This window comes from Aneurinibacillus sp. REN35 (assembly GCF_041379945.2).
Taxonomy (GTDB): Bacteria; Bacillota; Bacilli; order Aneurinibacillales; family Aneurinibacillaceae; genus Aneurinibacillus.
Window position 1 is genome coordinate 479,940 of the sequence record NZ_JBFTXJ020000001.1, and the last position, 24,527, is coordinate 504,466.

The following is a 24,527-nucleotide window of genomic DNA, read 5'->3' on the forward strand; positions in this document are numbered from 1 at the left end:
GACATTCCTCTCGGATTACCAATGGGCAAAAGCATTACCAATCATGCATTCATGCATTACTTTGCGGTATGGCCGGGTGCGTGGTTGGTTTTTCTATGAGAAATACGGTTGGCATGGAATTTGAATGGAGTAATAGAGTGAACAGATGCATGCACATCATTCAAATATGTCGAGGGAGGAATAGCGTGATGGATATGATGCAAACAGCCGCTGCCGCGGCATCAAAAAAGAAATACGACGAACTTGTTGAGTTGGACAAGAAACATTTTCTACATCCCACATCTTCGATCCAGCAGCAGCAGGAACGAGGTCCCGCTTTTATTTTTACGGAAGGGGAAGGGATTTATTTAAAAGATATAAATGGTCATACGGTCATTGATGGCTTCTCGAGCCTATGGAACGTAAACATTGGACATGGGCGGGAAGAGCTGGGGAAAGCAGCGATGGAACAAATGACGACATTAGGCTTCAGTTCCAGCTTTGCAACGTTCAGCCATGAACCAGCGATTCGCCTTGCCGCTAAAATTGCAGAGATTACGCCAGGCAGCCTAAATACGATCTTTTTTACGTCCGGTGGGTCGGAATCAAATGATACCGCATTCAAATTGGTACGCCATTACTGGAAGCTGAAGGGACAACCGGAAAAAAAGAAGGTGATTTCCCGTACAAGATCCTATCATGGGGTCGCGATGGGAGCGACGAGCGCGACCGGCCTTCGTCCATTCCGAGACTTTAGCACATCACCGGCTCCCGACTTTCTCTATGTCGACCACTTTTCCACTGAGGCGCTGCGCAAGCTGATTGAAGAGGAAGGTCCGGAGACGATTGCTGCATTTATTTCAGAACCTGTACAAGGAACCGGAGGAGTGATTCTAGCTCCGGAAGATTATTTTAAAGAAGTAAGAAACATTTGTGATGAGTATAACATTTTATTTATCGCAGATGAGGTCATTACCGGATTTGGTCGGACAGGAAAATACTTCGGTATGGAGCATTACGGCGTGATTCCCGACATGATGAGTGTTGCAAAGGGAATTACAAGTGGATACGTTCCGCTCGGCGGCGTCATCCTATCAGAGAAGATGCATCAGGAATTATGCCAGCTTTCTACAGGTATGTTCCTGCATGGCTACACCTATAGCGGCCATCCGACCGCATGTGCCGTCGCATTGAAAAATATAGAGATTATTGAACGGGAGAACCTTATAGAGAATGCACGGGTTATGGGCGAAGAGATGCTGCAGGGCTTTCAGTGGCTGAAGCAGGAGCACGATATAATTGGAGAAGTACGGGGCTTGGGTCTGATGGGTGCAATTGAGATCGTGAAGGACAGAACAACGAATGAAAGGTTTGCGGAACCGGTTACGCCAATGTTGGTGTCCGAGTTAATGACACGCGGCCTGATTTGCCGGGGAGTTACGTATGAAGGAGCGGATACGCTTGTGTTTGCCCCGCCATTAATTATCAATAAACAGCAGGTAAACAAAATGGTAGAGCTCATTCATGAAGCGCTGCTTGCTGTAGAGAAGAAGCCGTTGGTCTAATTAAGAAAGGGAGGGAGTCGTATGATATTGTGTATCTGGGCGGCTCCCTTTTAATCTAAGCAGTTCTAATAAGGATAGGGAGGGAACTATGTACGCTGATGTAGCCTTATTAAATGGGAAAGTCATCTCTATGGATTCGCAAAACAGACAATATGAAGCAATCGCTATAAAAAACGCGCGAATTATTCATCTTGGAACGAGCGAAGAAATACAAGAAGTAATCGGCAGGGATACGCAGGTCGTTGATTTAAATAAAAAAACGGTGCTGCCCGGTTTTATTGACGCGCATCAGCACATGCTTTATTTTGGCTTCTATTTATCACATGTTGACTGTGATAAGACATCGATTGCAGATATGATAGAGGCCATCAAAGAGCGAGCAGCCGAGCTTGCGCCGACTGATTGGATTATCGGTATCGGTTTCAATGAAGTAAAATTCGCGGAAAAAAGATGGCCTGTAACAGAAGATTTCACAGGGATTCAAAATCCTGTGTTTATTACCAGGTATTGTGGTCATGCGGCTGTAGTAAATGATGCCGCGCTTGCTTTAGCGGGCATTGACCGCAATACGATCGCTCCGTTCGGCGGGGAAATTATGAAGGATGGGAATGGAAATGTAACGGGCGTGCTGCGGGAAAAGGCGGTTGACCTTGTTAAGAGAGTAATGCCGCCTTATTCCATAGAAGCGATGAGGAAGGCCATTACGTTAGCGGATCGTCAGTATGTAAGTGAAGGCATTACAGCCGTGCATGAAGCCGGTATGGGTTTTTTTACCGACTCGCTTGCCGAGTTTCGCGTCTTGCAGGAGATGGCATTGGATGGGTCGCTTCGTGTGCGGGTATATGGCATGATTCTTGATCCGTTTTTTCCGCTGTTTAAAGAGGTTGGACTTAGAATGGGATTTGGTCATTCACGATTGAAGCTTGGCCCGGTTAAATTATTTGCGGATGGCACGCTAAACGGCAGAACGGCAGCGGTATCAGAAGAATATCTAGACCCGGCCGGCACATACGGCATGATGGTCCTTACGACAGAAGAGCTTGAAGAGAAGGTGGTGCGTGCGCATGAGGAAGGGTATCAAGTCTCCATCCATGCGATCGGTGATGCGGCTATTGATAAGGTGCTTACCGCATATGAAAAGGCGCTTGCAAAGCATCCCCGTTCCGATCATCGACATCGGATTGAGCACTGCTCTATATCCACGCCTTCGATCATTCAAAGAATAAAAGAACTTGGCGTTATTCCTGTACCGCAGCCAGGTATTCTCCATATTGCGGGGGATGTATATCGAAACGTTCTCAAGCCTCATGTATTTCAAGCTGTCTATCCATTGAAGACATTTATCGAAGAGGGAATTAGCGTCGCAGGGAGTTCAGATTGTCCGATCGTGCCAAGCTCACCGATGTTTGGCATGTATACAGCGATGACGCGCCAGACATCCGAAGGGGTAAGCATCACGCCGGAGCAGCAGATTTCACTGTATGAAGCGATAAAGATGTATACAGTCAATGCTGCTTACGCTTCGTTTAGTGAAGGGGAACAAGGAACATTAGAGCTTGGCAAGCTTGGCGACATAGTGGTGCTGCCGCCTGAATTTATGTCATTTTCAGCAGAAGAGGTTAGAGATACGAATGTGGAGATGACCATTATCGATGGAGAGGTTGTATACGATAAGAGCCGTGTACAGTCATACGCTTCTGCCCTAAGGCAGTAAATACATTCTATGATCATTCGAACAAGGAGGACAAACATTTGGCGGATCAAATGAATACGACCGATTCCACTGACGCCGTTCGCAAACAGCAGGTTCGAAAAGCAGCCATTGCCAGCATTGTTGGGACGTCGATTGAATGGTATGACTTCTTTCTTTATGGAACGATGGCCGCCCTGGTATTTCCAAAGTTATTTTTCCCTCAGTCTGATCCGTATATCGCTATTTTGCAATCGTTTACCGTGTTTTTTATTGGTTTTCTGGCCCGTCCGATCGGCGCGATGATTTTTGGACATTTTGGTGATCGGATTGGCCGAAAGACAACATTAGTAACGACCCTTCTGCTCATGGGAATCAGCAGTACCCTGATAGGTTTGCTGCCCACGTATCAAAATATGGGGATTGCAGCTCCTATTCTTTTGGTGCTGCTGCGGTTTTGTCAGGGAATTGGCGTCGGCGGCGAGTGGGGCGGCTCGGTTGTCCTATCAACGGAATGGAGCTCTAAGAAAAGACGCGGTCTTATGGGGAGTATGACACAATTGGGAGTTCCGATTGGTCTTTTATCGTCGACGCTTGTCGTATCGTTATGCATCTACCTATTTGGCGATCACTTCTTTTCATGGGGCTGGCGAGTGCCTTTCCTAATTAGTATTCTATTAGTAGGTGTTGGACTGTATATTCGGCTTGGTATTATGGATTCGCCGCAATTCTCAAAAATGAAACAGGAGCAGCGTACAGCAAAGAAGCCCGTGCTGGAAGTGATAAAAAAGCATCCTAAAGAAATTGCCTTATCAGCCTGTGCGCGTCTCGTAGAGCAGGTTCCGTTTTATATTTTTACAACCTTCGTAATTTCCTATGGTACAGAGCAGTTGAAATTAGATAAGCAATTTCTTACCAACGCTCTATTAGTGGCTCCGTTCGTTGAATTGTTTACGATTCCGTTTTTCGCTCACTTATCAGATAAAATAAACCGCAAAAAGATATACGTTGCAGGCTGTATCGTAACGATGTTATGTGCCTTTCCGTTTTTTGCTCTGATTAATACAACCATCCCCGTGTGGGTGGTGCTTGCCATCGGCTTCTCCATTGTGGGACCCACGATGGCGTACGGCCCTCAAGCGGCTTTAATTGCGGAGAACTTCCCCGTCCATCTCAGATACAGTGGAGCCTCGCTGGGCTATCAATTAGCTTCGATTATTGGTGGGGGGCTCGCCCCGTTAATCTCGGTCTACCTATTGCATAAATACAACAGCACCGTCCCGATCAGCATCTACATCATCATTGCGTGCCTTATCTCTTTAGTGGCTGTCACGATGCTAAAAGATCGTTCCAATCAGGAACTTGAGGAAGATGCAGACGACAGTCAGACAAGCAAGATGGAGTTGTCTCTAAATAATAGACAGAAAAGTGTGTGAAATGTTATGAAAAGAAAGAATCCCGGGCTTTGTAAAGCCCGGGATTCTTTTATGCGTCCATTTTATAGTTAGATACAGGTTTTTCACCAGGTTTAGGAGCCAAATGTTTTAGTTTGTTTTTCAAATAATCTTTTAAAAATTCACGTTTTTTCTTCTGCTTTTTTTCGCGGTTTTTCATAGGAAATCACCACCCTTACGCTTCTAGACAGAGACGGGTTATCTTCATTATACCTCTTTTATTCGCTCGAATCTATATAAATTGACAAAATAGATCGACAGTTTGATTGATAAATAAAGTGAAGAAGCGTTGACATTCCTATTCGAAATTGATAATCTTTCTCAATGAAACAAGTTGTGTTTTTGTACATAATGCTGAGGTGCAAAAATTTGAAAACACTAGACAAATTAGAAACATTTATCGTATTGGCGAATTGCCGTTCCTTTACGGAAGCTGCCAAGCATCTATACTGTTCGCAGCCAACTATCAGCAATCACATCCAGCAGCTTGAGGAGATGCTTACAGCCACGCTTTTTTACCGTTCGGGGAAAACGGTTGAATTAACGAAGCAGGGTGAGATTTTGCTTACATACGCTAAACAGATTACCCATCTTTTCGCGGAAGCATCGGATAAAATAAAACACGCAGCCCGTCAAGAGCATCACATATTGTCTGTCTATGTTAGCAACTACATTGCAAGCTATTACTTCTCGGATATTTTTACGCAATTTCATCATCTTTTTCCGGAGCAATTTTTGGAGATGAATACGTATTGCTATGATGAGTTAAAACGCTGTCTGCTTGAAGAAAAGACTGATTTTGCACTCATGCTCCTTTATCCTGAGGATAGCTATATTAAGCCTCATTTCGACACGTCTGTTCTATTTGAGGATGAATTTCCGCTTGTGCTTCCCGCTGATCATCCATGGACAAAAAGAAAGCTTCTGTATTGCCGCGATTTACAGCATGAGACCATTCTTCTGCCGCAAAGCCTGTATTTGCAGCAATATATTATCACCCAATTGCAGCAGCGCCAAATCAATGTTCGTTTTTTGCAAATGAGTAATTTTGAAATGATTAAAAAAGCGGTGGCATCCTATCATGGTATCGCATTTCTTCCATATGGATCGGTAGCCGATGAAATCAAAGCGGGGAAGCTGGCTATACAGGCCGTTTCATCGCTGCAGATGACGCGAAAAAATGGCTTTGCGGTACGTAAAAATGCACAACTTACCGAGGCGGAAGCCGCGTTTTGCACAAATGCGGCACACTATCTTCGCTCTGTATGAAAGACGCTCTGTTGAGGGTCTTTTTTTGTTATATCAATAGTAGACATGCGTTATTACATACTATAATCAGCCTATTTAAAAATATAATAGAAGGCATTAAAGAGCGATGATACGGGCAAATATCAAAAATCATGGAATTAATTGATATTGATTTTTATTATCAATAATACTAATATATTCACGTATTTACTATGCAAACAAGTTTTAAATTTAGAAGGCATTGAAAATATGGAATCAGACATCAGTGCAGGAAAAGGAGGGAGACGTCTGTCTTATTATAAATAATAATGATTATTAATATCATATATTCGAAGGGGTAACACCGAACGATATGACATTCAACAAGGGAGTTGCAGGCTTTTTTGCGAGAGGACACCACCCGGTTCCAGAAGGTGCTGATGTATTGCTTACGCTGCCGGGAGGAGAGCCTATTACATATATTGACCGCACAACTACGAGGGGCACGATCCTTGTTCATTCCGGAAACGATTTGTTTGGCTATCGCGATTCCTCCACAACGACGGGGCGTATCGGCCGTCAGCTGCTGGCATGGATTAGACAAGAGCATAGAGAAATCGAGGAGAGGAGCTTGAAGGTATGAGGAAAATTGCTGCTTTATATGGAGGAACCTCACAGCATTACCGAACGCTGCATGAGCCCAAATATCATCGTTACTTCGATACACTCATTTATCTCCCTGATCTCAAGCACACCTCGCTTCATACATTTGATGTGCTGCTACTGCCCTCCCAGCTTCATATGGGGCTGGTTGTGGAGACCAAAGAGCAAATCAGGGAATTTGCTGAGCAGGGCGGTGCTTTATATTGATAAAGTTAGCACGGCAGGGATATGGATTGTAACAACTCTTGACCCCAACTATCATTATGGTTCCTATTTTATGCCGACAACAGAGCGTTTCCTTGATGGTTTTCTGCCCTGGCTTGCAGAAGGAGAATTCTAGTGATTCGCATTTACGGTCTGCATAAGCAATACGGGGAGCATACCGTTCTCTCGGATGTAAACCTGCATCTCAAGGCGGGAGAATTCGCTTTTCTGAAAGGATGTTCGGGTTCAGGGAAAAGCACACTGCTGAAGCTTTTGTATCAGGATATAGAAGAGTATACGGGACGCATCGAAGTGGAGGGCGAGGTGCTTGGAAAAGGCCAGCAAGAGATTACAGCGCGTGGCGATTGTCCGAGCGCTGCTTAACCGTCCGGGCATTCTTCTGGCAGATGAGCCTACGGGAAATCTAGACACAGAAACTTCGATGAGGATTTTACAATTGCTTCGGGAGCTTCAGCAAGAGGAGAAGATGTCGATGTTGATCGTGACTCATTCAAAGGCTTTGATTCAAGCATTTCCAGCTATAATATGGCGCATGGAGAATGGACAGGTACAAAGACATGCATATAGTTAAGTATTATCTACGGGATGCAAGGGAAGGGATACGACGAAAAATGAGGGCCACCGCAGCTGCGGCCGCCCTCATTTTTATAGCAGCCGCTCCTTCAGTACACAGGAAGTGGCACATATTGTCAATGATCAGAATCTGTATAAGGATATACAGCTTTCTGCAGCAAAGGATGAAATTGTGTACTTACACGGGCTTGGTGTTATTGCCGCTGATCATGGCACCCCCTTATTCAAACCACAGGAAAAATTGACACGTGCTGACCTGGCGTATTGGATTGGATCGTTCCTGCATCTAATGGGCGATGACCGTCATGTGAAGCCAGAGGATCTTGCAAAAGAGGCAGTAAAACAGGGATATGTATCTTCACTGCAGGGAAATGCAACGTATAAAGATGTGAATCATGCGTATTTTGAAGGGCAATTAAAAGTTGAACAGCCTGACGGCGAATTGACACGAGAGGAATTTGCCTTGTTCGTAGCCAAGAATCGTACGCAGAACGTTAATGGCAAAACATTATACGATATAGCTGAATATGAGCCGGGCCCAGCCGGTATCGTAGAGGCGGTTAGCGTTCAAGAAGCGAAGGGGGCTGAGGGAAGCACAGGGAAAATCTATTCCTTAAAGGTAAATGGAAATAGGTTCGTACTAAGTGCTCATCCAAATGTTTTGCACGGAGCCGTTGATCCGTTTACTTGGGAGGGAAAAAGAATTACAGAATCCTGGCTGATGAAGGTGGACAAAGGGGAGCAGCATATTCAACTGCTTACTTTTGCACAGAATTCTACGGTGTCGCATTCAGTAAAGGAACAAGGGACAGCTGGTATTCAGGAGAATCATGCTGTAGGCGTGCAAGCCGATTCCAAAACAGCATCTCCACTTATACTGGCAGTGGTGGGCATATTTTTTGTTTGCCTCGTATTCTTATTATTTGTAAAGAAAAAGAGAAGAAATGAATGAAGAGTGTCGGAGAGGTAGAGCGTTCATCTGTTCTGCCTCTCCTCTATGTCTTATCATTATGCCTATTACTATCTTCGTGTAAGTAGAAAGGAGGGTGTAAACATTGGTTATGGCAGACTTGGTAGCAAATTAAGCATCATTGCTGCTTGTAGGGCAAGCCAAAGTTCGGCCACGTTGCCAGTATCATCGAGTCGACGTCCTGTGATTTGTTCAATTCGGTTAATACGATAGACTAGTGTTTGCTTATGAATATGTAGTTTCTTAGAGGCGCTTTGCCAGGAGCGATTTTCATGTAAGTAAATATATAGTGTCATGGCTAATTGGCTGTTATTTCTAGCATCATATGCTAGCAGGTCACCGATAACCTGTTCTACAAGTTCCCGACATTCATTCCTGCTTCGTGGTAAAAAAGGAGACACTGGTGATTCTTCATTATAGTAGACGAGGGACTTTTCGTGCGTCTCTGCTGCGCGTAATGCCCATAGTGCCTCTTGATATGCTTCGGATATACGAGAAGGACGTCCGAGAACATTACTAACTCCTATGCGTACGTGCGTCGGTAATTCAGCCTGCAAACCAGAAATCGTATCTGTAGCGGCAGGTAGGAGGAACAGAAGGATAGAACCCCGGCGAGTTAACAGATGAGGAATACTCCGAGCATGCAATTGCAGATGAAGCCACGTATGCTCAAATGGCTCTGCTCCTGCTGAACAGGCGACAATACATTGTGGTTCCTCTCCAAGTTCATATTCAGCCAATAAAAGATGGGCAGCATCAGCGCTAAGCCGACCGTCTATGAGGCCTGTCATGATTTCAGATCCTAATCGCCGCTGACGTTCATGCAGCGCTGTATCCTTCTCAACGACTAATCCGACAATGGTTGCGATATGGCGTAACACGAGGTTGTCGGGAATATCTGTTGACCTAATAACAGCATGCAGAAGTGCAGGCCGAGAAGCGGGGACGGACAGCTGCATAACAGTGGTTTCTCCCCATTCTATACGTTGAGGAAACGAATGAGAAATAGCGTTTATATGTATGTGCTCAAGTAATTCCGCCATTGTATTTGGTAGTTTGATATCGCGAAATAATGATTGTCCGTTAGTCGGGTCGAGTACATATAATGTACAGTTAATCATTTCACCTAGCATTTTCAATATGGTTATAGGAGAAGTGTTGTGAATAGACTGACGAGCCATCTCGTATATGCGCAATGTTTGAACCACTCGTGCATGCTCTTTATGCGTATTTGCATTTGCTACAGCTCGTGAAAGGGCAATCCATGGAACCTCATATGCTGTCAACAAAACAGGAAAGGCGTTGCGATCGGCTTCAGCTAACAAAGAATTAGTTAGCTCAGGGGCATACAAGCCTTCTGCGATAGCAATACCGCTTGCACCTGCATGTGCCAAGCGCTGTAAATATGTCTCTTGCTCCTGTGCAATTCGGGGAATAGCGAGACCAGTAGTCATAATTAACTCGCCGCCGGTTAGCCATGGGGTAGGATCATGCAGTTCACATACGTGTGCCCATGTAATCTCGCGTTCTAAGCCGGTAGTGCCTGCGATAACTTCCGTATACAAATGTGGATCATTAACTAATTCACGTACAGTGATTGTCATAAGCATTCATCCTATCGTATGAAGTTGGTGATAAAGTTTGTTCTTCTAGCGTATTGTTTGCATCTTATTCCACGTACTATACTGAATTTACTGATTATACTGATTTTTATATGAAAGTATATCAAGTATATCATTTTGGAATTGGAGACGAAAGGAAGCAGTATCCATACGGCCTAGTGCTGTAGTGGATAGTAGAGGTTGAAGAGAAACGAATGAAGAAGGAGGAAGACAGATGCTACGAGTTGGAATTGATGTTGGAGGAACCTTTACTGATCTTTTTGCGTGGGAAGAAGGAGCAGAGGGGGCTACTCGCATACGTACAGCGAAGGTGCTATCAACCCCACATGATCCTGTGATTGGATTTATGAATGCGCTTGCAGAGGCGGGGATTACGCCTGCTGAGATCGGTACGATCATTCATGGCACAACGATTGGGACGAATGCCTTAATTGAGCGAAAATATCCTGAACCGGCACTCGTGACGACGGCAGGATTCCGCGATACCTTAGAAATTGGGCGCCAGCGCCGCCGCCACCTTTATGATCCCTACCAAGTCAAATCTCGTCCTCTCATTCGTCGAAGTCGCCGCTTCACAGTGAATGAAAAGCTAGGCGCTGATGGAACAACGGTAAAGCCGCTTGATCATGATGAAGCACAACAAGTAGCTGAGCATATCGCTGCCCTTGGTATCCAAAATGTGGCCATTTCTTTTATTAACTCCTATGTTGACGGTCGGCATGAACAGGAGATGCGTGATATCCTGTTGCAGTTGATTCCGGATGCGCGTATCGCCTTATCTTCCGAAACACGTCCTAAGGTCCGTGAACTAGGCCGTTTTGTTACAACCGCTGTACGAGCTGCTTTATTTCCTGTTGTGAGTGACTATTTTACCCGCTTGGAAGCACGCCTGGCTGAGGCAGGGTCAACCGCACCACTCTTTATTGTTAAGAGTAATGGAGGAATGATGCGAAGCACAACTGCCAAAGAACGCCCTGAAGAACTAATTGAATCTGGACCTGCAGGCGGTGTTGCCGCAGGCGGCTTTCTCAGCACGCTGCTGGGTATACAAAATATGATTGTTACAGACGTAGGTGGTACTAGTTATGAGGCCTGCCTGATGGAGAACGGCCGTGGCTTGGTAACAGACGAATACGAGCTTGAATGGGAAATGCCAATTATTACTCCAATGCTTGATATTCGGAGTATTGGTGCAGGGGGTGGTTCGATTGCATGGATTGATCAAGGAGGATCGTTACGTGTCGGCCCACAAAGTGCGGGAGCGGACCCAGGTCCTGCCTGCTATGGTCGTGGCGGAACTCGACCAACTGTAACAGATGCAAATCTTGTGCTTGGACGTCTAAATCCGACATTAAGCGGCAAATTCCAGCTGGATTATGAGGCTGCGGTAACGGCTATTCGTACGGTTGCAGAACCGCTTGGCTTATCTGTTCTCGATTGTGCGGAAGGTATCATTGAGATTGTATGTGAAAATATGGCAGGTGCCATCCGTATGGTGTCAACTGATCGTGGACGTGACCCGCGAGATCAAACACTGGTATCTTTTGGTGGAGCAGGTGGGTTGCATGCATACAATGTTGCACGTGCCGCCGGCATTAATCGAATTCTGATCCCTCCTTTTGCGGGTGTTGCTTGCGCGTTTGGCGCTACTACGATGGAGGTGCGACATGATCTTGAAGCAACCTTCTATATGCCGGTTGAGGGACTTAATCCAATTGAGTTAACGCGAGCATTTGACAAGCTAGAGAAAGAATGCCGCCATTTGTTGGAGACTGATGGGATAACAGCACAGCAGATGACATTTGAGCGCAATGCCCTGATGCGCTATATCGGTCAATCGTATGAAGTGCCTACACCGGTGCCCATTGGTGATCTTGATGCCGCTATGGTCGCTGAGGTTGCTGCTTCCTTCCACGGGGAGCATGAACGTGAATACGGCGTCTCATCGGAATCTTTCCCAGTTTCTTTTGTCACCTTGCGTGTGACAGGATATGGACAAATAGTTAAACCGGAGGCTAACGATCTGGCAGAGGTGCTTGGAGAGAGCGGCTTAAGCAAGGAACATGCGGCTAAAGAGCAGCGGGAGGTTTACTTTGGGGGACAGCATTACATGGTAGAAGTCTATGACCCAACTCATCTAAGTGAAGGTCAACTCATATATGGACCGGCAGTTATTGAACAGCCTGACAGTGGAATCGTTCTGCCGCATCATGCATTGGCACAGGTAGATCAGTACGGCAATATTATCATCACTACAGAGGAGGGTATACGATGACAACCATTAATACAGGAACTGTTCAGCGTCAGCTTGATCCCATTACCTTTGAAGTTTTGCGTCGGTCGTTCGAGTATACATGCGAACGAATGAGCTTGGTGTTACAAAAGGCGTCATTCTCACCAATCATTTATGATATGGTTGATTATTCCAATGCTATTTTTGATCCGGATATCAATTTAATTGGTCAGACGGCTAACTGTCCTGTTCATATTGCGGCCATGCATTTCAGCGCACGTGCTTCACTTAAGCGATTTCCAATTGAAGAGCTCGGCCCTGATGATGTCATTATTCTTAATGATCCTTATGAAGGTGGTACCCATACTCCTGACGTTACAATGACGATGCCTGTATTCTATGAAGATGCGCTGCTTGGCTTTGCGGTAAGCCGGGCGCATTGGACCGATGTCGGCGGTGGTTTTGATACGCACATTGCCGGAGAAGGGCTGCGTCTGCCTCCATCGATGCTGTATAAGGGAGGCGAGCCTAATACTGAATTGATTAATATTATTAAGAATAGCACGCGTACCCCTCAGTACATAGAGGGCGATATTCAAGCGCAATTAGGTGCGCTGCGGGCAGCGCGTGATGAGTTTATTCGCCTTGCTGATAAATATGGGGCTGATGTTGTGCGACAGGGCATGCGTGAAGTTCTTGATTATACTCAGCAGATGACGAAAGAAGCAATTAGCCAAATTCCTAACGGTGTTTACAGGGCAAGTGATTATATTGATAGCGACGGATTTACTGATACGCCTATCCAACTGCACGTCACATTGACTGTTACTGAAGATCGGATTGAGGTCGACTTTACAGGGAGTGATCCTGTTGCCGTTGGTCCTATCAATTCGCCGTATGCGAATACAGCCTCGGCTGTCTACTACTCGCTCAAGTTCTTTCTCAACCCGGAAGCACCAGCCAATGCCGGTATGTATCGTCAGATTGATTTGATCATTCCAGAGAACACTTGGTTAAACCCGCAGTGGCCAGCTCCAACGCTCGGATGTACGACGGTCGCTTCTTCTAAGGTCACGGCAGCGCTCTGGATGGCGCTCGCTCAGGCGATCCCTGATCGCATTGTGGCTCCAACCTGTTCTGATGCTAACTGGTTTGTAGCAAGCTCGGTTGATCCTGCTACTAATGAACTGCATGTATTTACAGATTTGCCTGCAGGAGGATGGGGTGGTACGCCAACACATGATGGTATGCATGTAACGATGGATCCACTTGGGAACTGCCAGAATCTCCCTGCTGAAATTGCTGAGCTTCTATTTCCAGTGCGTTATAATGCCTATGAAATGCGGACCGATTCGGCCGGCGCAGGGCGCTACCGTGGTGGCGTGGGAGTGCGACTAGAAGTAGAATTTCTTGGGCGTGGGGAGATGATCTGGATGGAGTGCTCGCGAACACGTGAAGGATCTCCAGGCGTTAACGGAGGATTGCAATCGGCACGACAGCGCCAAATGCGCAAAGACAGAACAGGTGTGCTAGAAACAATTGGTGGATTAGCGGAAGATGGCACGTGGCATCCGCAAATGTTAGGTGGTATTCACTTTCAGCCAGGTGAGTCGTTCGTCTTCGAGAGTACCGGTGGCGGGGGATGGGGCGATGCCCTAACCCGTGACCCTGAGCTTGTTGCCCGAGACGTACGAGATGATATTGTTTCAAGGGAGAAGGCTGCCAGCCTATATGGTGTTGTGCTTACAGATGATTTGTTGGTTGACGAACTGGCAACCAAAGTGAAACGAACACAGGCCCGTAGTCAATCATAGAACAGGTTAGCTGTGTATCATTTGCAGTCTTACTATATTGATGTATTTATTTTATATGGAGGTAGGGATAATAATCTCTACCTCCTTCATAATAGCTGCATTGTTGTATAAGCATCTTATTTGTGAAGGGATGAAAGAGCAATGGCTCATTTTAAACACTTATTTACAAAAGTTATCATTGGTAATACAGAGTTGAAAAATCGAATTTTGAGTACCGCTCATCAGACGAATCATGTGATAGACGGCATACCTACATCAGAGATGACAGCGTATCATGTTGCCCGCGCTAGAGGAGGAGTGGGGCTTATCTTTCTTGAGGCAGCAGCGGTGCATCGATCAGGGATGCTGACCAGCCACACGATTGCAGGGTATGACAAAAAAGTAGTACCGGCTTATTCAGCAATTGCTGAACAGATGCATTCATATGGAACAAAGGTATTTGCTCAACTGTTTCATGGGGGTAGAGAAGTAATATCAAGTGAGTATCGCCATGCAGCGTGGGCGCCCTCAGCGGAACCAAGTCTGCGCTTCGGAGCGATGCCTAAGCCAATGAATCTGGAAGAGATTGAGGAAGTAATCGCTGGGTTTGCGTTATCAGCCAGATTAGCTAAAGAGGCCGGGCTTGATGGAGTGGAAATCGCCTGTTCTCATGGATATCTACCCGCGCAATTTTGGTCTAGCCATACGAATCATCGAACCGATCAATATGGTGGTTCCTTTGCGAATCGTATGCGTTTTATTCTTGAAGTATTGGAGCGCGTATGGAAAGCCGTAGGTGAAGATTTTACGGTAGGAATTCGGATCAGTGCAGAAGAAATGACCATGGATGGTACGACGATAACAGATGCGATAACGATCGTTGAGTACTTGGTAGAGCGAACGAGAATTGATTTTATTAATGTCACATCTGGAGATTCCAGCACGTATGCAGGCTCTACTCATATTGCTCCTCCTTCACCTATGAAGCATGCATATAATTCTCCTCATGCGTTTAAAATTCGGATGGCTGGCGCTGTCCCTGTCTTTGTAGGAACGCGGATTGTTGATCCTGTAGAAGCAGAGCAGATCGTAGCTGCGGGAAAAGCGGATGTTGTAGGGATGACACGGGCGTTAATTGTAGATCCAGAAATGCCAAACAAAGCACGAGAAGGTCATCTTCAATCTATCGACGCTTGTCTGGGCTGTCTTCAGGCTTGCATTGGGCATTATCACAAGGGTCTTGCCATTGGATGTGTTCAAAATCCGATGGCTGGTAAGGAAGAAGGATTGCTGCCACTGCTTGAGCAGTCGAGAATGAAGCAGGATGTAGTTGTGATCGGAGCAGGACCAGCCGGACTGCAAGCAGCTTTATCTGCTGATGCTTACGGTCACAAGGTTACCCTTATTGATCAAAACGAAGCGATTGGGGGGTTGCTGCGAACCATGCGCCGGGCTCCGATGCGCCAAGAAGTTGCAGAAACCATGCTAGATAACTACGCTCGGAAATTGGCACAAAGTAATGTGAATATGGAATTGGGTCGTATGATCAGCCGAGAAGATATGATAGAAAGAAAGCCGGATGCTATTATTTGTGCTGTAGGCTCTAGACCTTATTTCCCCCATGTGGAAGGCGTCAATGATTCACGTGTTATAACGGTGGACAATCTTTTTGGTAGTGATCCGTGTGAAGTAGGACACCGGGCAGTCGTGTTTGATTTTGGAGGCGATTGGCCTGGAATCGAGGCTGCGCTATTTCTAGCAGAAAAAGGCCATGCTGTAACGCTTATCTCTGCTAAACTTTATATCGGTCAAGAGATACATCAGTATCTTCGTAATGAATATCTAAAGAAACTCTATCAATTACGAGTTCAACTTCGACCGCATTATGATTTTGGCGGGATTCGTGATAACCATATAATGATTCGAAATCTATTCTCACATGAAGTAGAGATGGTGGGAGAGTGGGATACGGTTATTTTATCGCTAGGTCGTGTGCCGAATGTTGAGCTGTATGAACAAGTCAAGGACGCAGCTCCCATTGTCCGGCAGATTGGCGATTGCCTCGCACCTCGTACGATAGAAGAAGCGACCTACGAGGGTCTTCTATCGGCGTTAGAGGTGGGGGTTGTTTCAACTACAGTTCAGATCTAGGAGGAAATACATCAAAGACAGTCGCAAAAAAAGTAAATGATATGGTCGGAGAGGTAGAGCATTCCTGTGTTCTGCCTCTCCATCTGAGCTATTTAACCGTATGTAACGCTTGGGAGAGAGAAGAGGTAATGATCATGTTTTCAAAAGAGAGCCCTAATTGAATGGCTGTCTGTGCAATTTCCGGTCGTATCCCAGATAATGTAGAGGTAACGCCCAATAGTTTGAGCGCTTTAATTATATTAAAAATCTGATCGGCTACCATCGTGTCAATAATCGCTACCCCTGACAGGTCGATAAAAAGGTGTGCAATACCCTGACTTGCGCACTGTGAAAGTGTGTTTTCTAGAATTAATTTAGCTCGTGCTGTATCAATATCCCCTACTAAAGGAAGCAATGCGGTGTTGTTTTGCAGCTTGATAATGGGGGAACTAAGCTCGTTTATCACTTTCTTTTGAACGAGTAATTTGGTCGATGTATTCTTATGATATTCTTCAATAAAAACACCGATGGAGAGGTTGAACGCTTTAACCGTGATATCATACCAGGAAAATATTTGATGCATCTCCACGCGATCTTCTTGTAAAAGGATAAATCTTTTAATGTACTTCAATACAATTTCTTGGCACTTCATATATTCTCTAACAACATAATGGAGGGGGGTATCTAAGTGTTTGGGATCTTTTGCTATATTTTCTGACCATCGTTTAAAATCGGAATAAAGATAGTTTTCATCTTTAATGAAGATTTTATAGAAATGAAGAAAGTAGTCTTGGTTTTGTTCCTTTAACTCATTAATGATTCTAGTGTCTGAGGAGACATACATGGACTCAGGGTCATTATCTTCGACCGAATTATACCAATCCTCTGTTAGCTGAGGAGAGTGTGCCAGTAAAAAGTCATATAATTCTTGATTTTTCTGCATGTCATTTCTCCTTGATTTTTATGTATGGAAGTGAGACAAGATACTTTCTATCAGTGTAATTCTTTTTCTCTTTTATCTCAACAGGAATACGAATACAGCAAGTGTTATGTTGACATTTTAAACATTTATGTTTAGTATGTTGGTATATTGATGGTGTTGTACAATGCTACATAATCTTTTAAAGGGAAAAGGAGCTGTTGAACATGTACGATATTGCCATTATTGGAGCGGGTCCTGCTGGAGCGAGTGCTGCGTTATTTTCTGCAAAGGCCGGGAAAAAAACATTGGTGCTTGATTCGGATAAAGGTATGACAAAACGAGCATGGATTGAAAATCATTATGGAGTAATGGAACTTACGGGGCCTGACATGGTTGACATAGGGAAAAAACAGGCGAGTAAATTTGGCGCCGAAATCATTGAAGATACGGTAACAAATATCGTCAAAACGGATACAGGCTTTCAGGTTGAGGCAGAGCAAGGTTCATTTGAAGCACAGCACGTAGTCCTTGCCACAGGAATTCTTGTTGACCTGGCGGAAGCCGTCGGACTCAAAACAAAGGCCGGCACAGAACCGCGTATTAAAACGGTATTGGATGTAGATGCGGCAGGTAAAACAAACATTGATGGTATTTGGGCAGCAGGAACCGTTGCTGGTGTGAGTGTCCACAGCATTATTACCGCAGGAGACGGTGCTAAGGTAGCGATCAACATCATTTCGGAAATAAACGGAGAGCGCTACGTAGACCATGACGTATTAAAAGCGTAATTTTTGATAGCGAACTCGCTTTTTTTAAAGGCCGACCTAGAATCAGGTCGGCTTTCGTTATCTATTCTATTTGAGGAAAAAGAGGTTGTATAATGTGTTCATATCAGCGGAAATGCCGCCCTATTTTTTGTTTCCGCTTACATCGCATGCGTAACATCATCTTATCTATCGGTACGCTTCAAAGGTAATCGTTTGATTAGCAGCAATCGGCTTGCTTCCATAGTTGTAATCAGCAGACACGATGATAGAGGAGAAGCCTATTTTTTCGAGCAGAAGTGTAAATTCTTCAATACCATACCAAGCGAGTGGAAAGCGTTGAAGCTCGGTTTGCAAAAGTTTCCCCTTTCTCCATTTTTCATAGCGTAAATAAGAAACGGAGTGTTGGGTAAGATAATCCACGTCAATAAGCTTAGATTCAAGCGTAATGATGTCATTTTGTGGTGTTGTCCATGTCTTGGTTGTCGTTGTGCCTATTTGAAAAGTGGATGGTAGAAAAAGATCCATGATAACACGTCCGCCTGGTGCAAGATGCTTGTAAAAGCGTGTTAGCGCATCGATTGCCTCACTGCGTTTTTCCAACAGAAGAAATGAACCGGCAGGAACGATAATAGCTTCGTATAGGCGCGGAAGAGAGAACGATTGCATCGTTGTGTTATGTAACGTGGGGTAAAACCCCCTTTCGCTACAACGGGCATAGCATTTTTCCATCATTTCAGGCGAGTTGTCGAATCCCTCTACATCAAGTCCGGCCTCGAGAAGGGGAATAAGCATACGGCCTGTTCCGGCGGCTGGCTCAAGAATTTTTCCTGTGCAGTTTTTGAGCCGTTCTCTGTAGAACTCCACATCTCCAAAAGAATGTCCGATCGGTTTATCGATATCATATACCTCTGCAGCAAGTTCACTGTATGAACTAAACATTGTACAATCCTCCTGTGTTCGTTGTGAGATTGTTTTATTGGATGTGTAGATTGTAAAAAAAGCGCCTCTGGTACCCAGGGCGCTCGCTTTATGTATCTAATTATAGCATCATGGAGTGGTTGCTGGAAGCGGAGCGATTGTATACCCGTTTGTCTTTAGCCACTGAATAACTTCTGGCAGTACCTTAGCGCTTTGCGCGCGTTCATGCATCAGAATGATTGCGCCAGGTTTTACATTGGTTTTGATATTGGTTAGAATTTGCTCCGGATGTTTTGCTAGCTTCCAATCTAGGCTATCAACCTGCCAATACATAATATATTTCTTCGTTTCTTGGGAGGCTTCTTTCGTAGCGGCATTGACAGAGCCGTAGGGCGGACGGAAATAGGTGATCGGATGCCCGATTTTCTTAGCAATAAAATCAGTAGATCCGCTCATTTCCTGCTTTTGTGCCTCTTTATTTTTATTGCCTAACCGTTCATGATACATCGTATGAGAGCCGATAATGTGGCCGTTCTCTACTAGTTGTCGCCCCCATCCCCCGGATTCGTCAGTCATATTTTTGCCTACCCAGAAGAATGAGCCCCGCACATTATTTTTTTCTAGAATCGAAGCAATTTCTTTCGTATAAGGGCCTGGGCCGTCATCGAAGGTTAAATATACAGTTTTTGAGTTGTTTACGGGAATGTTGCTGATTAGCTTTCCGAACGGCAGTGCTGCCGCAGGCTGGCTAACGGGAGGTTTGGTACCCGTTTTTTCGCTAGGAGTCTTCTCGTCTGCCGGCTTTGCTGCAGGCTGATCGACTGTTCCCGCATCATTTTTTTCTTTGTTCGTGGGTTCTTCTTTTGTAGCGGGTACATCAGTTTCCTGTGGCTGCTTTTTCTCGGCTGCTTCTGCAGCATTCACACTTGCCGTTGAAGCCGGGTGAGATCCGCGAGCATAGGCAAGAGATCCGTCGCTTGCGCTCGTAACTAGGTAATTTACAATGATAGTAATGATGCATAAAAAAGAAAGACAGAAGATGACAAGTAGTTTTGTCTGCTGGTGCCTTTTTTTCTGCAATTCTTTTTTTCGTTGCTGTAACAAAGCCGTTTCCCTCTCTCCGTACAATTTTTCTATGATGAAGTCTATGAAAATTGATGGAATAGATGTGCTATTCATCAAGTATAGTGTATATATGTATAGTAGGTAATGCAGGTAAAAAAAGGGTTACAAAAAAGTAACAGGTTGTACACGATAGAATGAGAATGCCAATCCTTTTTGAAGTTTTTGGCTGCGATATATAGTGTACCACGGATGGGTGAAAAGCAGCGCAATAAATTCTAGTTTATGGATAAATATAAGTCGATGGTAATACACTGGTTCTATGATAAGCTCGGCCGATGTCCTTAAAAAATAGTTCGAGCCTGACCGCGAAGATAGACGCATGCAGGCGCAACCGTAGCGGGTGGAGCCTGTGACGTGGTGTAAAGTAGTAAAGGAAGCTGTTGCTTTGCTAGAGTGAATTTGATAGAAATAAGAGTAGTGTTGAATGAAAAGAGAGGCGGGTGACTCAAGTGAAATTGGCAGAAGCGATTTTAGAGCGGGCGGATGCTCAAAAAAGACTGGAGCAGTTACAAGAACGCTTAATACGGAACGCCTACGTTCAAGAAGGCGACCGTCCACACGAGAATCCGGCCGATCTGCTGCAGGAGATTGATCAGGTTGCAGAGAAGCTAGAAGCGATGATTAAAAGAATTAATCAGACAAATGCAAAAGAAATGCTCGCTCCATACGGTACGATCAGTGATGCGCTTGTACATAGGGATGCGATTATGCGAAAACGCAGCATTCTTGAATCGCTAGCAAGAGAAGCGGCGATAACGAATACACGCTACAGCCAATCCGAAATTAAGATGGTTGCGACGGTAAATATCAAGGAGCTGCAAGCAAGCATTGACCAGTTATCCAAGCAGTTTCGTGAAGTCGATACGGCGATCCAGCAGAAGAACTGGACGGCGGATGTAGTTTCATAGATTTAAAGAGTAGAAGAAAGAAGGTAGCCGACTGAAATAGTGTGTGCAAAACAGCTCAATTACATGGTGGCAGCGTGGGGCGCGCTCGGGTTCGACTCCCGAAACAAATTATGCCCAGTACATGTTACAGGCGTACCATTTTTGCTAACATATTATAACCATGCACAGGATTTGAGTCGGTGAGGGCGGGGATGGGGTTTACAGTATAGTTTTTTGAAAAGGCCCGGACAATGGACACGCATAAAGTGTCCGTTGTCCGTTTTTTATTATGATGATGTAAATAAAAACGTCAGCTATGGGGGAGTAAGAATGGAGATAATTGAAGCCTATACGCTTCGCGCATTTACAAAAGCGCAGCAGGGAGGGAATCCGGCCGGAGTGGTTCTTGATGCGGATGCGATGAGCGAAGAAGCAATGCAGCAGGTGGCGGCTCGCCTTGGATTCTCAGAGACCGCATTTATCCTATCTTCTGTATGTGCCGATCGAAGAATACGGTTTTTTACGCCGAATGCTGAGGTAGACTTATGCGGCCACGCTACAATTGCTGCGTTTTCTTTATTGACAGCACAGCAACTGATTGGTTATGGCTTGCATACGATTGAGACGAAGGCTGGCGTATTACAGGTTGAAACACAGGAGGGGGGAGAGATCTTTCTCGCGCAGGCATCTCCGTGTTTTGCAGAAAAAGTGGACCGAGCCCGAATTGCGGCCTCATTACGGATACAACAAGATGACCTTATCCATGATCTTCCGTTACAAATTGTTTCCACAGGATTGCGTGATATTTTCATTCCCGTGAAAAGTCTTGCTGTGCTGCAGGCAATTGAGCCCGATTTTGCGCAGATTGCGGAAGTAAGCAGAGCCTATGCTGCGGTGGGATACCATGTGTTTACATTAGATACCGGGACGGAAGCGATAGCCCGGTGCCGAAATTTTGCTCCACTGTATGATATTCCAGAAGAAAGTGCGACCGGCACGGCAACAGGGGCGCTTAGCTGTTACTTGTATCAGTATGGCAAGGTTGAGGCTAAACAATTGCCGCGTCTATTATTCGAACAGGGATACACCATGAATTGCCCCTCGGATATTCAAGCGAAGATAGCGGTAGATTCGCAAGGAGAGATTGTCAGCGTACATGTGGGTGGCATGGCGTCTACTGCTGAGCGGAAAAGTATTCTATTGGTATAGCTGTAGTGTAAAATCATAAACGAAAAAATGATGGTAGATAACCTCACATGAATCCCTGCTGCTGCGAATGGTTTCGCTATAATGAGAATACATAGCCGACGCGTTATGGATAAATACACAAAGGGGTGTCCGTGATGAGGATGTGGAGTGCATTCATTCTTTCCGTGTTATGTTTTATGCCGCAAGAAGTGTTTGCGGCAGAGGAAGTCGAGCAGGTAGCCAAGTCAGCTGATTACCTGTGGATTATTCTATCTGCCATACTGGTTATTCTCATGCAGCCGGGATTTGCGCTGTTAGAGGCAGGCTCAACCCGCATGAAAAACGCGGGGCATGTAGCGGGTAAAACGGTCTTCGCCTTTGGACTTTGTTCCCTTATCTTCTGGCTCGTCGGCTTCGGTGTGACCTTTGGTGAGGGCAATGCGCTAATCGGCCTCTCGGGATTTCTTTTGAGTGGAATGGAGGAAGTAGCCGGTATACCGGTTGAAATTTTCTTCTTGTTTCAATTGGCATTTGCCGGTGTATCGCTGGCGATTACGTTCGGTGGGTTTGCAGAACGTGCGAAATTATCCGTATATCTACTATTTGGTACATTGTTTACCATCCTGATCTATCCGGTTATTGGTCACTGGATTTGGGGTGGCGGCTGGTTGGCAGAACACGGCAAACAGGATTTTGCAGGTTCGACCGTAGTGCATCTGACAGGAGCTACGGCAGCGATTGTTGCTACGATGTTGCTCAAGCCGAGATTGGGTAAATTCAATGCAAACGGACGCCCGAATTTGCTCCCGGGTCATAATCAAGTGTATACGGTCCTCGGTGTCTTTATCCTCTGGATCGGCTGGTTCGGGTTTAATGCGGGCAGTACATTGAGCGTGGGCAGCGGCCTCTTCGGTCATGTGGCGATGATCACACAGTTGGCTACAGCGGCAGGTGCGGTGTTTGCGCTCTTGCTTTCCTGGATGCATACGGGTAAGGCCGATATCACAGCGATGCTAAACGGGACGCTGGCTGGTCTTGTGGCTATTACAGCTTCGTGCGCATTTGTTGAGACCTGGGCAGGTGTCGTGATTGGTGCGATTGCTGGAATGCTTACGTATGCAGCTTCCATCTTCATTGAGCGAAAAGGGATTGACGATCCGATTTATGCAGGTTCCGTACATGGTGTGGCTGGAATCTGGGGAACGCTGGCTAATGGATTTTTTGCCTCACCTCGTCTGGTAGAGACAGTGGGGGTAGGTCAACCAGGTCTATTCTACGGTGGTGGATTCCACCAATTAGGTGTGCAAGCAATTGGCGTGCTGGCATGTCTGGTGTATGTGGCGGCTGTCTCTTATGTATTGATCGCGGCGATGAAAGCGACGATCGGTATCCGTGTATCGGAAGAAGAGGAGATTCTAGGACTGGATCTAAGTGAACATGGGGCGTACGGCTATCCAGAGCACTTACAGGATAGCGACCTGCCGTCTAGGTCTTTTCAAGCTTCAACCGCCCCATTAAAAAACAGCGTATAATTAAGATGTGGTATGCTGGCCCGGGATTGACGGTATGTACCGTCAATCCCGGGCTAGTTTAGGTTTATGCGAATAACTTTTTTCTTATTTTGAATTTTCCTATATAATGAAAAGGATGGATTAGCCACATACATAGAGAGGGAGTGGAAATGATGGCGATAGATACGAACGCAGTGATTGGGTTTGTCGGTATCGGCGTTATGGGGAAAAGTATGGCAGGTCACCTGTTGAATGCGGGCTATCGAGTGCATGTGTACAATCGTACAAAAGCGAAGGCTGAAGAGTTGGTGAAGCAGGGGGCAGTATGGAATGATACGGTAGCTGCGCTATCGGCCGAAGCGGATGTAATCATTACAATGGTTGGCTACCCAAAAGATGTGGAAGAGACGTATCTGGGTGCAGAGGGCATCCTAGCACATGCCAAAGAGGATGCGCATGTGATCGATATGACGACATCAAGTCCGCTGTTGGCGCGTAAAATCTATGAAGCGGCCAAAGAGAAGAATATCCATGCGCTTGATGCACCGGTATCCGGCGGAGATATCGGCGCTCGCGAAGCGCGGCTTGCTATTATGGTCGGTGGTGATGAAGCAGCGTTTGCTTCTATGTACCCGATTTTTGAGAAGATGGGTGCCAATATTGTGCATCAGGGGCCGGCAGGTTCCGGACAGCATACGAAGATGTGCAATCAGATTGCCATTGCGTCCGGGATGATTGGTGTGTGCGAAGCGATGGTATATGCCAAGCGAGCGGGCCTTAACCCGGAGAATGTGCTCAAAAGCATCGCTACCGGCGCCGCCGGAAGCTGGTCGCTTAGCAATCTTGCGCCGCGTATGCTGCAGGGCGACTTCGCACCTGGTTTTTATATTAAGCATTTCATTAAGGATATGGGCATTGCGCTGGAGGCAGCAGAAGAGATGGGCATGATGACACCGGGATTAAAGCTAACGAAGTCTCTGTATGATGAGCTGGCCGAGAAGGGTGAAGAGAACAGCGGTACGCAGGCATTGTACAAGCTAATTGACGAACAGATATAAAGTAAGAGTGGAAAAAGGCATGCCGTT

The 24,527-nt window shown here is 45.7% G+C and carries 21 protein-coding genes and 1 pseudogene; 17 read left to right on the forward strand and 5 right to left on the reverse strand.

Annotated elements, in window-relative coordinates:
• The first annotated feature begins 188 nt into the window (after nt 1-188).
• From AB3351_RS02330 to AB3351_RS02340, 3 genes are all read left to right on the forward strand, one after another.
• Nucleotides 189-1,544, forward strand: a complete 1,356-nt coding sequence (locus AB3351_RS02330) for an aminotransferase family protein (RefSeq protein WP_371145502.1) — start codon at nt 189-191, stop codon at nt 1,542-1,544.
• An 88-nt stretch (nt 1,545-1,632) separates the two neighbouring features.
• Nucleotides 1,633-3,258: an amidohydrolase gene (locus tag AB3351_RS02335; protein ID WP_371145503.1), complete on the forward strand. Its 1,626-nt coding sequence runs from the start codon at nt 1,633-1,635 to the stop codon at nt 3,256-3,258.
• Nucleotides 3,259-3,308: 50 nt separating this feature from the next.
• On the forward strand, nt 3,309-4,670 hold the full coding sequence (locus AB3351_RS02340) for an MFS transporter (RefSeq protein WP_371145674.1): 1,362 nt from the start codon (nt 3,309-3,311) through the stop codon (nt 4,668-4,670).
• 49 nt (nt 4,671-4,719) lie between these two features.
• Here AB3351_RS02340 and AB3351_RS02345 read toward each other — a convergent pair whose 3' ends face one another.
• Nucleotides 4,720-4,848 (reverse strand): hypothetical protein, encoded by a 129-nt coding sequence (locus AB3351_RS02345; RefSeq protein WP_371145504.1) that lies wholly within the window; start codon nt 4,846-4,848, stop codon nt 4,720-4,722.
• Nucleotides 4,849-5,057: 209 nt separating this feature from the next.
• Here AB3351_RS02345 and AB3351_RS02350 point away from each other — a divergent pair, with 209 nt between their 5' ends.
• The 6 genes and pseudogenes from AB3351_RS02350 to AB3351_RS02375 all read left to right on the forward strand — a co-directional run bounded on the left by AB3351_RS02350 (nt 5,058) and on the right by AB3351_RS02375 (nt 8,328).
• Entirely contained in the window at nt 5,058-5,957 is a 900-nt protein-coding gene (locus AB3351_RS02350; protein WP_371145505.1) for a LysR family transcriptional regulator, read from the forward strand.
• A 331-nt stretch (nt 5,958-6,288) separates the two neighbouring features.
• The gene (locus AB3351_RS02355; RefSeq protein ID WP_371145506.1) at nt 6,289-6,558 is read left to right on the forward strand and encodes a hypothetical protein; all 270 of its coding nucleotides are present in this window, start codon (nt 6,289-6,291) and stop codon (nt 6,556-6,558) included.
• Nucleotides 6,555-6,918, forward strand: a pseudogene (locus tag AB3351_RS02360) (hypothetical protein). The gene AB3351_RS02355 and the pseudogene AB3351_RS02360 overlap by 4 nt, the downstream one beginning before the upstream one ends.
• The gene (locus tag AB3351_RS02365) at nt 6,918-7,166 is read left to right on the forward strand and encodes an ATP-binding cassette domain-containing protein (protein WP_371145507.1); all 249 of its coding nucleotides are present in this window, start codon (nt 6,918-6,920) and stop codon (nt 7,164-7,166) included. The pseudogene AB3351_RS02360 and the gene AB3351_RS02365 overlap by 1 nt, the downstream one beginning before the upstream one ends.
• Nucleotides 7,111-7,374, forward strand: coding sequence for an FtsE family protein (locus AB3351_RS02370; RefSeq protein WP_371145508.1), 264 nt, complete (start codon nt 7,111-7,113; stop codon nt 7,372-7,374). The genes AB3351_RS02365 and AB3351_RS02370 overlap by 56 nt, the downstream gene beginning before the upstream one ends.
• Before the next feature lie 105 nt (nt 7,375-7,479).
• Nucleotides 7,480-8,328: an S-layer homology domain-containing protein gene (locus tag AB3351_RS02375; RefSeq protein ID WP_371145509.1), complete on the forward strand. Its 849-nt coding sequence runs from the start codon at nt 7,480-7,482 to the stop codon at nt 8,326-8,328.
• A gap of 107 nt (nt 8,329-8,435) precedes the next feature.
• On the opposite strand, the gene AB3351_RS02380 is transcribed toward AB3351_RS02375, so the two are convergent.
• On the reverse strand, nt 8,436-9,950 hold the full coding sequence (locus AB3351_RS02380) for a PucR family transcriptional regulator (RefSeq protein WP_371145510.1): 1,515 nt from the start codon (nt 9,948-9,950) through the stop codon (nt 8,436-8,438).
• Between the two features lie 232 nt (nt 9,951-10,182).
• On the opposite strand from AB3351_RS02380, the gene AB3351_RS02385 reads away from it, so the two are divergent.
• The 3 genes from AB3351_RS02385 (at nt 10,183) to AB3351_RS02395 (ending at nt 16,145) form a co-directional block, all read left to right on the forward strand.
• Nucleotides 10,183-12,243, forward strand: a complete 2,061-nt coding sequence (locus tag AB3351_RS02385; RefSeq protein WP_371145511.1) for a hydantoinase/oxoprolinase family protein — start codon at nt 10,183-10,185, stop codon at nt 12,241-12,243.
• Nucleotides 12,240-14,015, forward strand: a complete 1,776-nt coding sequence (locus tag AB3351_RS02390; protein ID WP_371145512.1) for a hydantoinase B/oxoprolinase family protein — start codon at nt 12,240-12,242, stop codon at nt 14,013-14,015. The genes AB3351_RS02385 and AB3351_RS02390 overlap by 4 nt, the downstream gene beginning before the upstream one ends.
• A gap of 141 nt (nt 14,016-14,156) precedes the next feature.
• Complete coding sequence (locus tag AB3351_RS02395) at nt 14,157-16,145, forward strand: oxidoreductase (RefSeq protein ID WP_371145513.1); 1,989 nt, start codon at nt 14,157-14,159, stop codon at nt 16,143-16,145.
• 88 nt (nt 16,146-16,233) lie between these two features.
• On the opposite strand, the gene AB3351_RS02400 is transcribed toward AB3351_RS02395, so the two are convergent.
• Nucleotides 16,234-17,067, reverse strand: a complete 834-nt coding sequence (locus tag AB3351_RS02400; protein ID WP_371145514.1) for an STAS domain-containing protein — start codon at nt 17,065-17,067, stop codon at nt 16,234-16,236.
• A 203-nt stretch (nt 17,068-17,270) separates the two neighbouring features.
• Here AB3351_RS02400 and AB3351_RS02405 point away from each other — a divergent pair, with 203 nt between their 5' ends.
• On the forward strand, nt 17,271-17,834 hold the full coding sequence (locus tag AB3351_RS02405; RefSeq protein WP_371145515.1) for an FAD-dependent oxidoreductase: 564 nt from the start codon (nt 17,271-17,273) through the stop codon (nt 17,832-17,834).
• A 165-nt stretch (nt 17,835-17,999) separates the two neighbouring features.
• Here the strand turns inward: AB3351_RS02405 and AB3351_RS02410 are convergent, their stop codons facing one another.
• Both AB3351_RS02410 and AB3351_RS02415 read right to left on the reverse strand, forming a co-directional pair.
• Nucleotides 18,000-18,752, reverse strand: coding sequence for a class I SAM-dependent methyltransferase (locus AB3351_RS02410; protein WP_371145516.1), 753 nt, complete (start codon nt 18,750-18,752; stop codon nt 18,000-18,002).
• Nucleotides 18,753-18,860: 108 nt separating this feature from the next.
• Nucleotides 18,861-19,835, reverse strand: a complete 975-nt coding sequence (locus AB3351_RS02415) for a polysaccharide deacetylase family protein (protein WP_371145517.1) — start codon at nt 19,833-19,835, stop codon at nt 18,861-18,863.
• Between the two features lie 461 nt (nt 19,836-20,296).
• Between AB3351_RS02415 and AB3351_RS02420 the strand changes: the two genes are divergently transcribed.
• The 4 genes from AB3351_RS02420 (at nt 20,297) to AB3351_RS02435 (ending at nt 24,500) form a co-directional block, all read left to right on the forward strand.
• The gene (locus tag AB3351_RS02420) at nt 20,297-20,764 is read left to right on the forward strand and encodes a DIP1984 family protein (protein ID WP_371145518.1); all 468 of its coding nucleotides are present in this window, start codon (nt 20,297-20,299) and stop codon (nt 20,762-20,764) included.
• Between the two features lie 309 nt (nt 20,765-21,073).
• Nucleotides 21,074-21,952 (forward strand): PhzF family phenazine biosynthesis protein, encoded by an 879-nt coding sequence (locus AB3351_RS02425; RefSeq protein WP_371145519.1) that lies wholly within the window; start codon nt 21,074-21,076, stop codon nt 21,950-21,952.
• Nucleotides 21,953-22,128: 176 nt separating this feature from the next.
• Nucleotides 22,129-23,463 (forward strand): ammonium transporter, encoded by a 1,335-nt coding sequence (locus AB3351_RS02430; protein ID WP_371145675.1) that lies wholly within the window; start codon nt 22,129-22,131, stop codon nt 23,461-23,463.
• A 152-nt stretch (nt 23,464-23,615) separates the two neighbouring features.
• Nucleotides 23,616-24,500, forward strand: a complete 885-nt coding sequence (locus AB3351_RS02435) for an NAD(P)-dependent oxidoreductase (protein WP_371145676.1) — start codon at nt 23,616-23,618, stop codon at nt 24,498-24,500.
• The last annotated feature ends 27 nt before the right edge of the window (nt 24,501-24,527 follow it).

Excerpts from the sequence above, each read along its gene's own strand:
- AB3351_RS02330 (WP_371145502.1), top strand. The coding sequence starts at position 189 with ATGGATATGATGCAAACAGCCGCTGCCGCGGCATCAAAAAAGAAATAC.
- AB3351_RS02335 (WP_371145503.1), top strand. The coding sequence starts at position 1,633 with ATGTACGCTGATGTAGCCTTATTAAATGGGAAAGTCATCTCTATGGAT.
- AB3351_RS02340 (WP_371145674.1), top strand. The coding sequence starts at position 3,309 with ATGAATACGACCGATTCCACTGACGCCGTTCGCAAACAGCAGGTTCGA.
- AB3351_RS02345 (WP_371145504.1), bottom strand. The coding sequence starts at position 4,848 with ATGAAAAACCGCGAAAAAAAGCAGAAGAAAAAACGTGAATTTTTAAAA.
- AB3351_RS02355 (WP_371145506.1), top strand. The coding sequence starts at position 6,289 with ATGACATTCAACAAGGGAGTTGCAGGCTTTTTTGCGAGAGGACACCAC.
- AB3351_RS02380 (WP_371145510.1), bottom strand. The coding sequence starts at position 9,950 with ATGACAATCACTGTACGTGAATTAGTTAATGATCCACATTTGTATACG.
- AB3351_RS02385 (WP_371145511.1), top strand. The coding sequence starts at position 10,183 with ATGCTACGAGTTGGAATTGATGTTGGAGGAACCTTTACTGATCTTTTT.
- AB3351_RS02390 (WP_371145512.1), top strand. The coding sequence starts at position 12,240 with ATGACAACCATTAATACAGGAACTGTTCAGCGTCAGCTTGATCCCATT.
- AB3351_RS02395 (WP_371145513.1), top strand. The coding sequence starts at position 14,157 with ATGGCTCATTTTAAACACTTATTTACAAAAGTTATCATTGGTAATACA.
- AB3351_RS02400 (WP_371145514.1), bottom strand. The coding sequence starts at position 17,067 with ATGCAGAAAAATCAAGAATTATATGACTTTTTACTGGCACACTCTCCT.
- AB3351_RS02405 (WP_371145515.1), top strand. The coding sequence starts at position 17,271 with ATGTACGATATTGCCATTATTGGAGCGGGTCCTGCTGGAGCGAGTGCT.
- AB3351_RS02410 (WP_371145516.1), bottom strand. The coding sequence starts at position 18,752 with ATGTTTAGTTCATACAGTGAACTTGCTGCAGAGGTATATGATATCGAT.
- AB3351_RS02425 (WP_371145519.1), top strand. The coding sequence starts at position 21,074 with ATGGAGATAATTGAAGCCTATACGCTTCGCGCATTTACAAAAGCGCAG.
- AB3351_RS02430 (WP_371145675.1), top strand. The coding sequence starts at position 22,129 with ATGCCGCAAGAAGTGTTTGCGGCAGAGGAAGTCGAGCAGGTAGCCAAG.
- AB3351_RS02435 (WP_371145676.1), top strand. The coding sequence starts at position 23,616 with ATGGCGATAGATACGAACGCAGTGATTGGGTTTGTCGGTATCGGCGTT.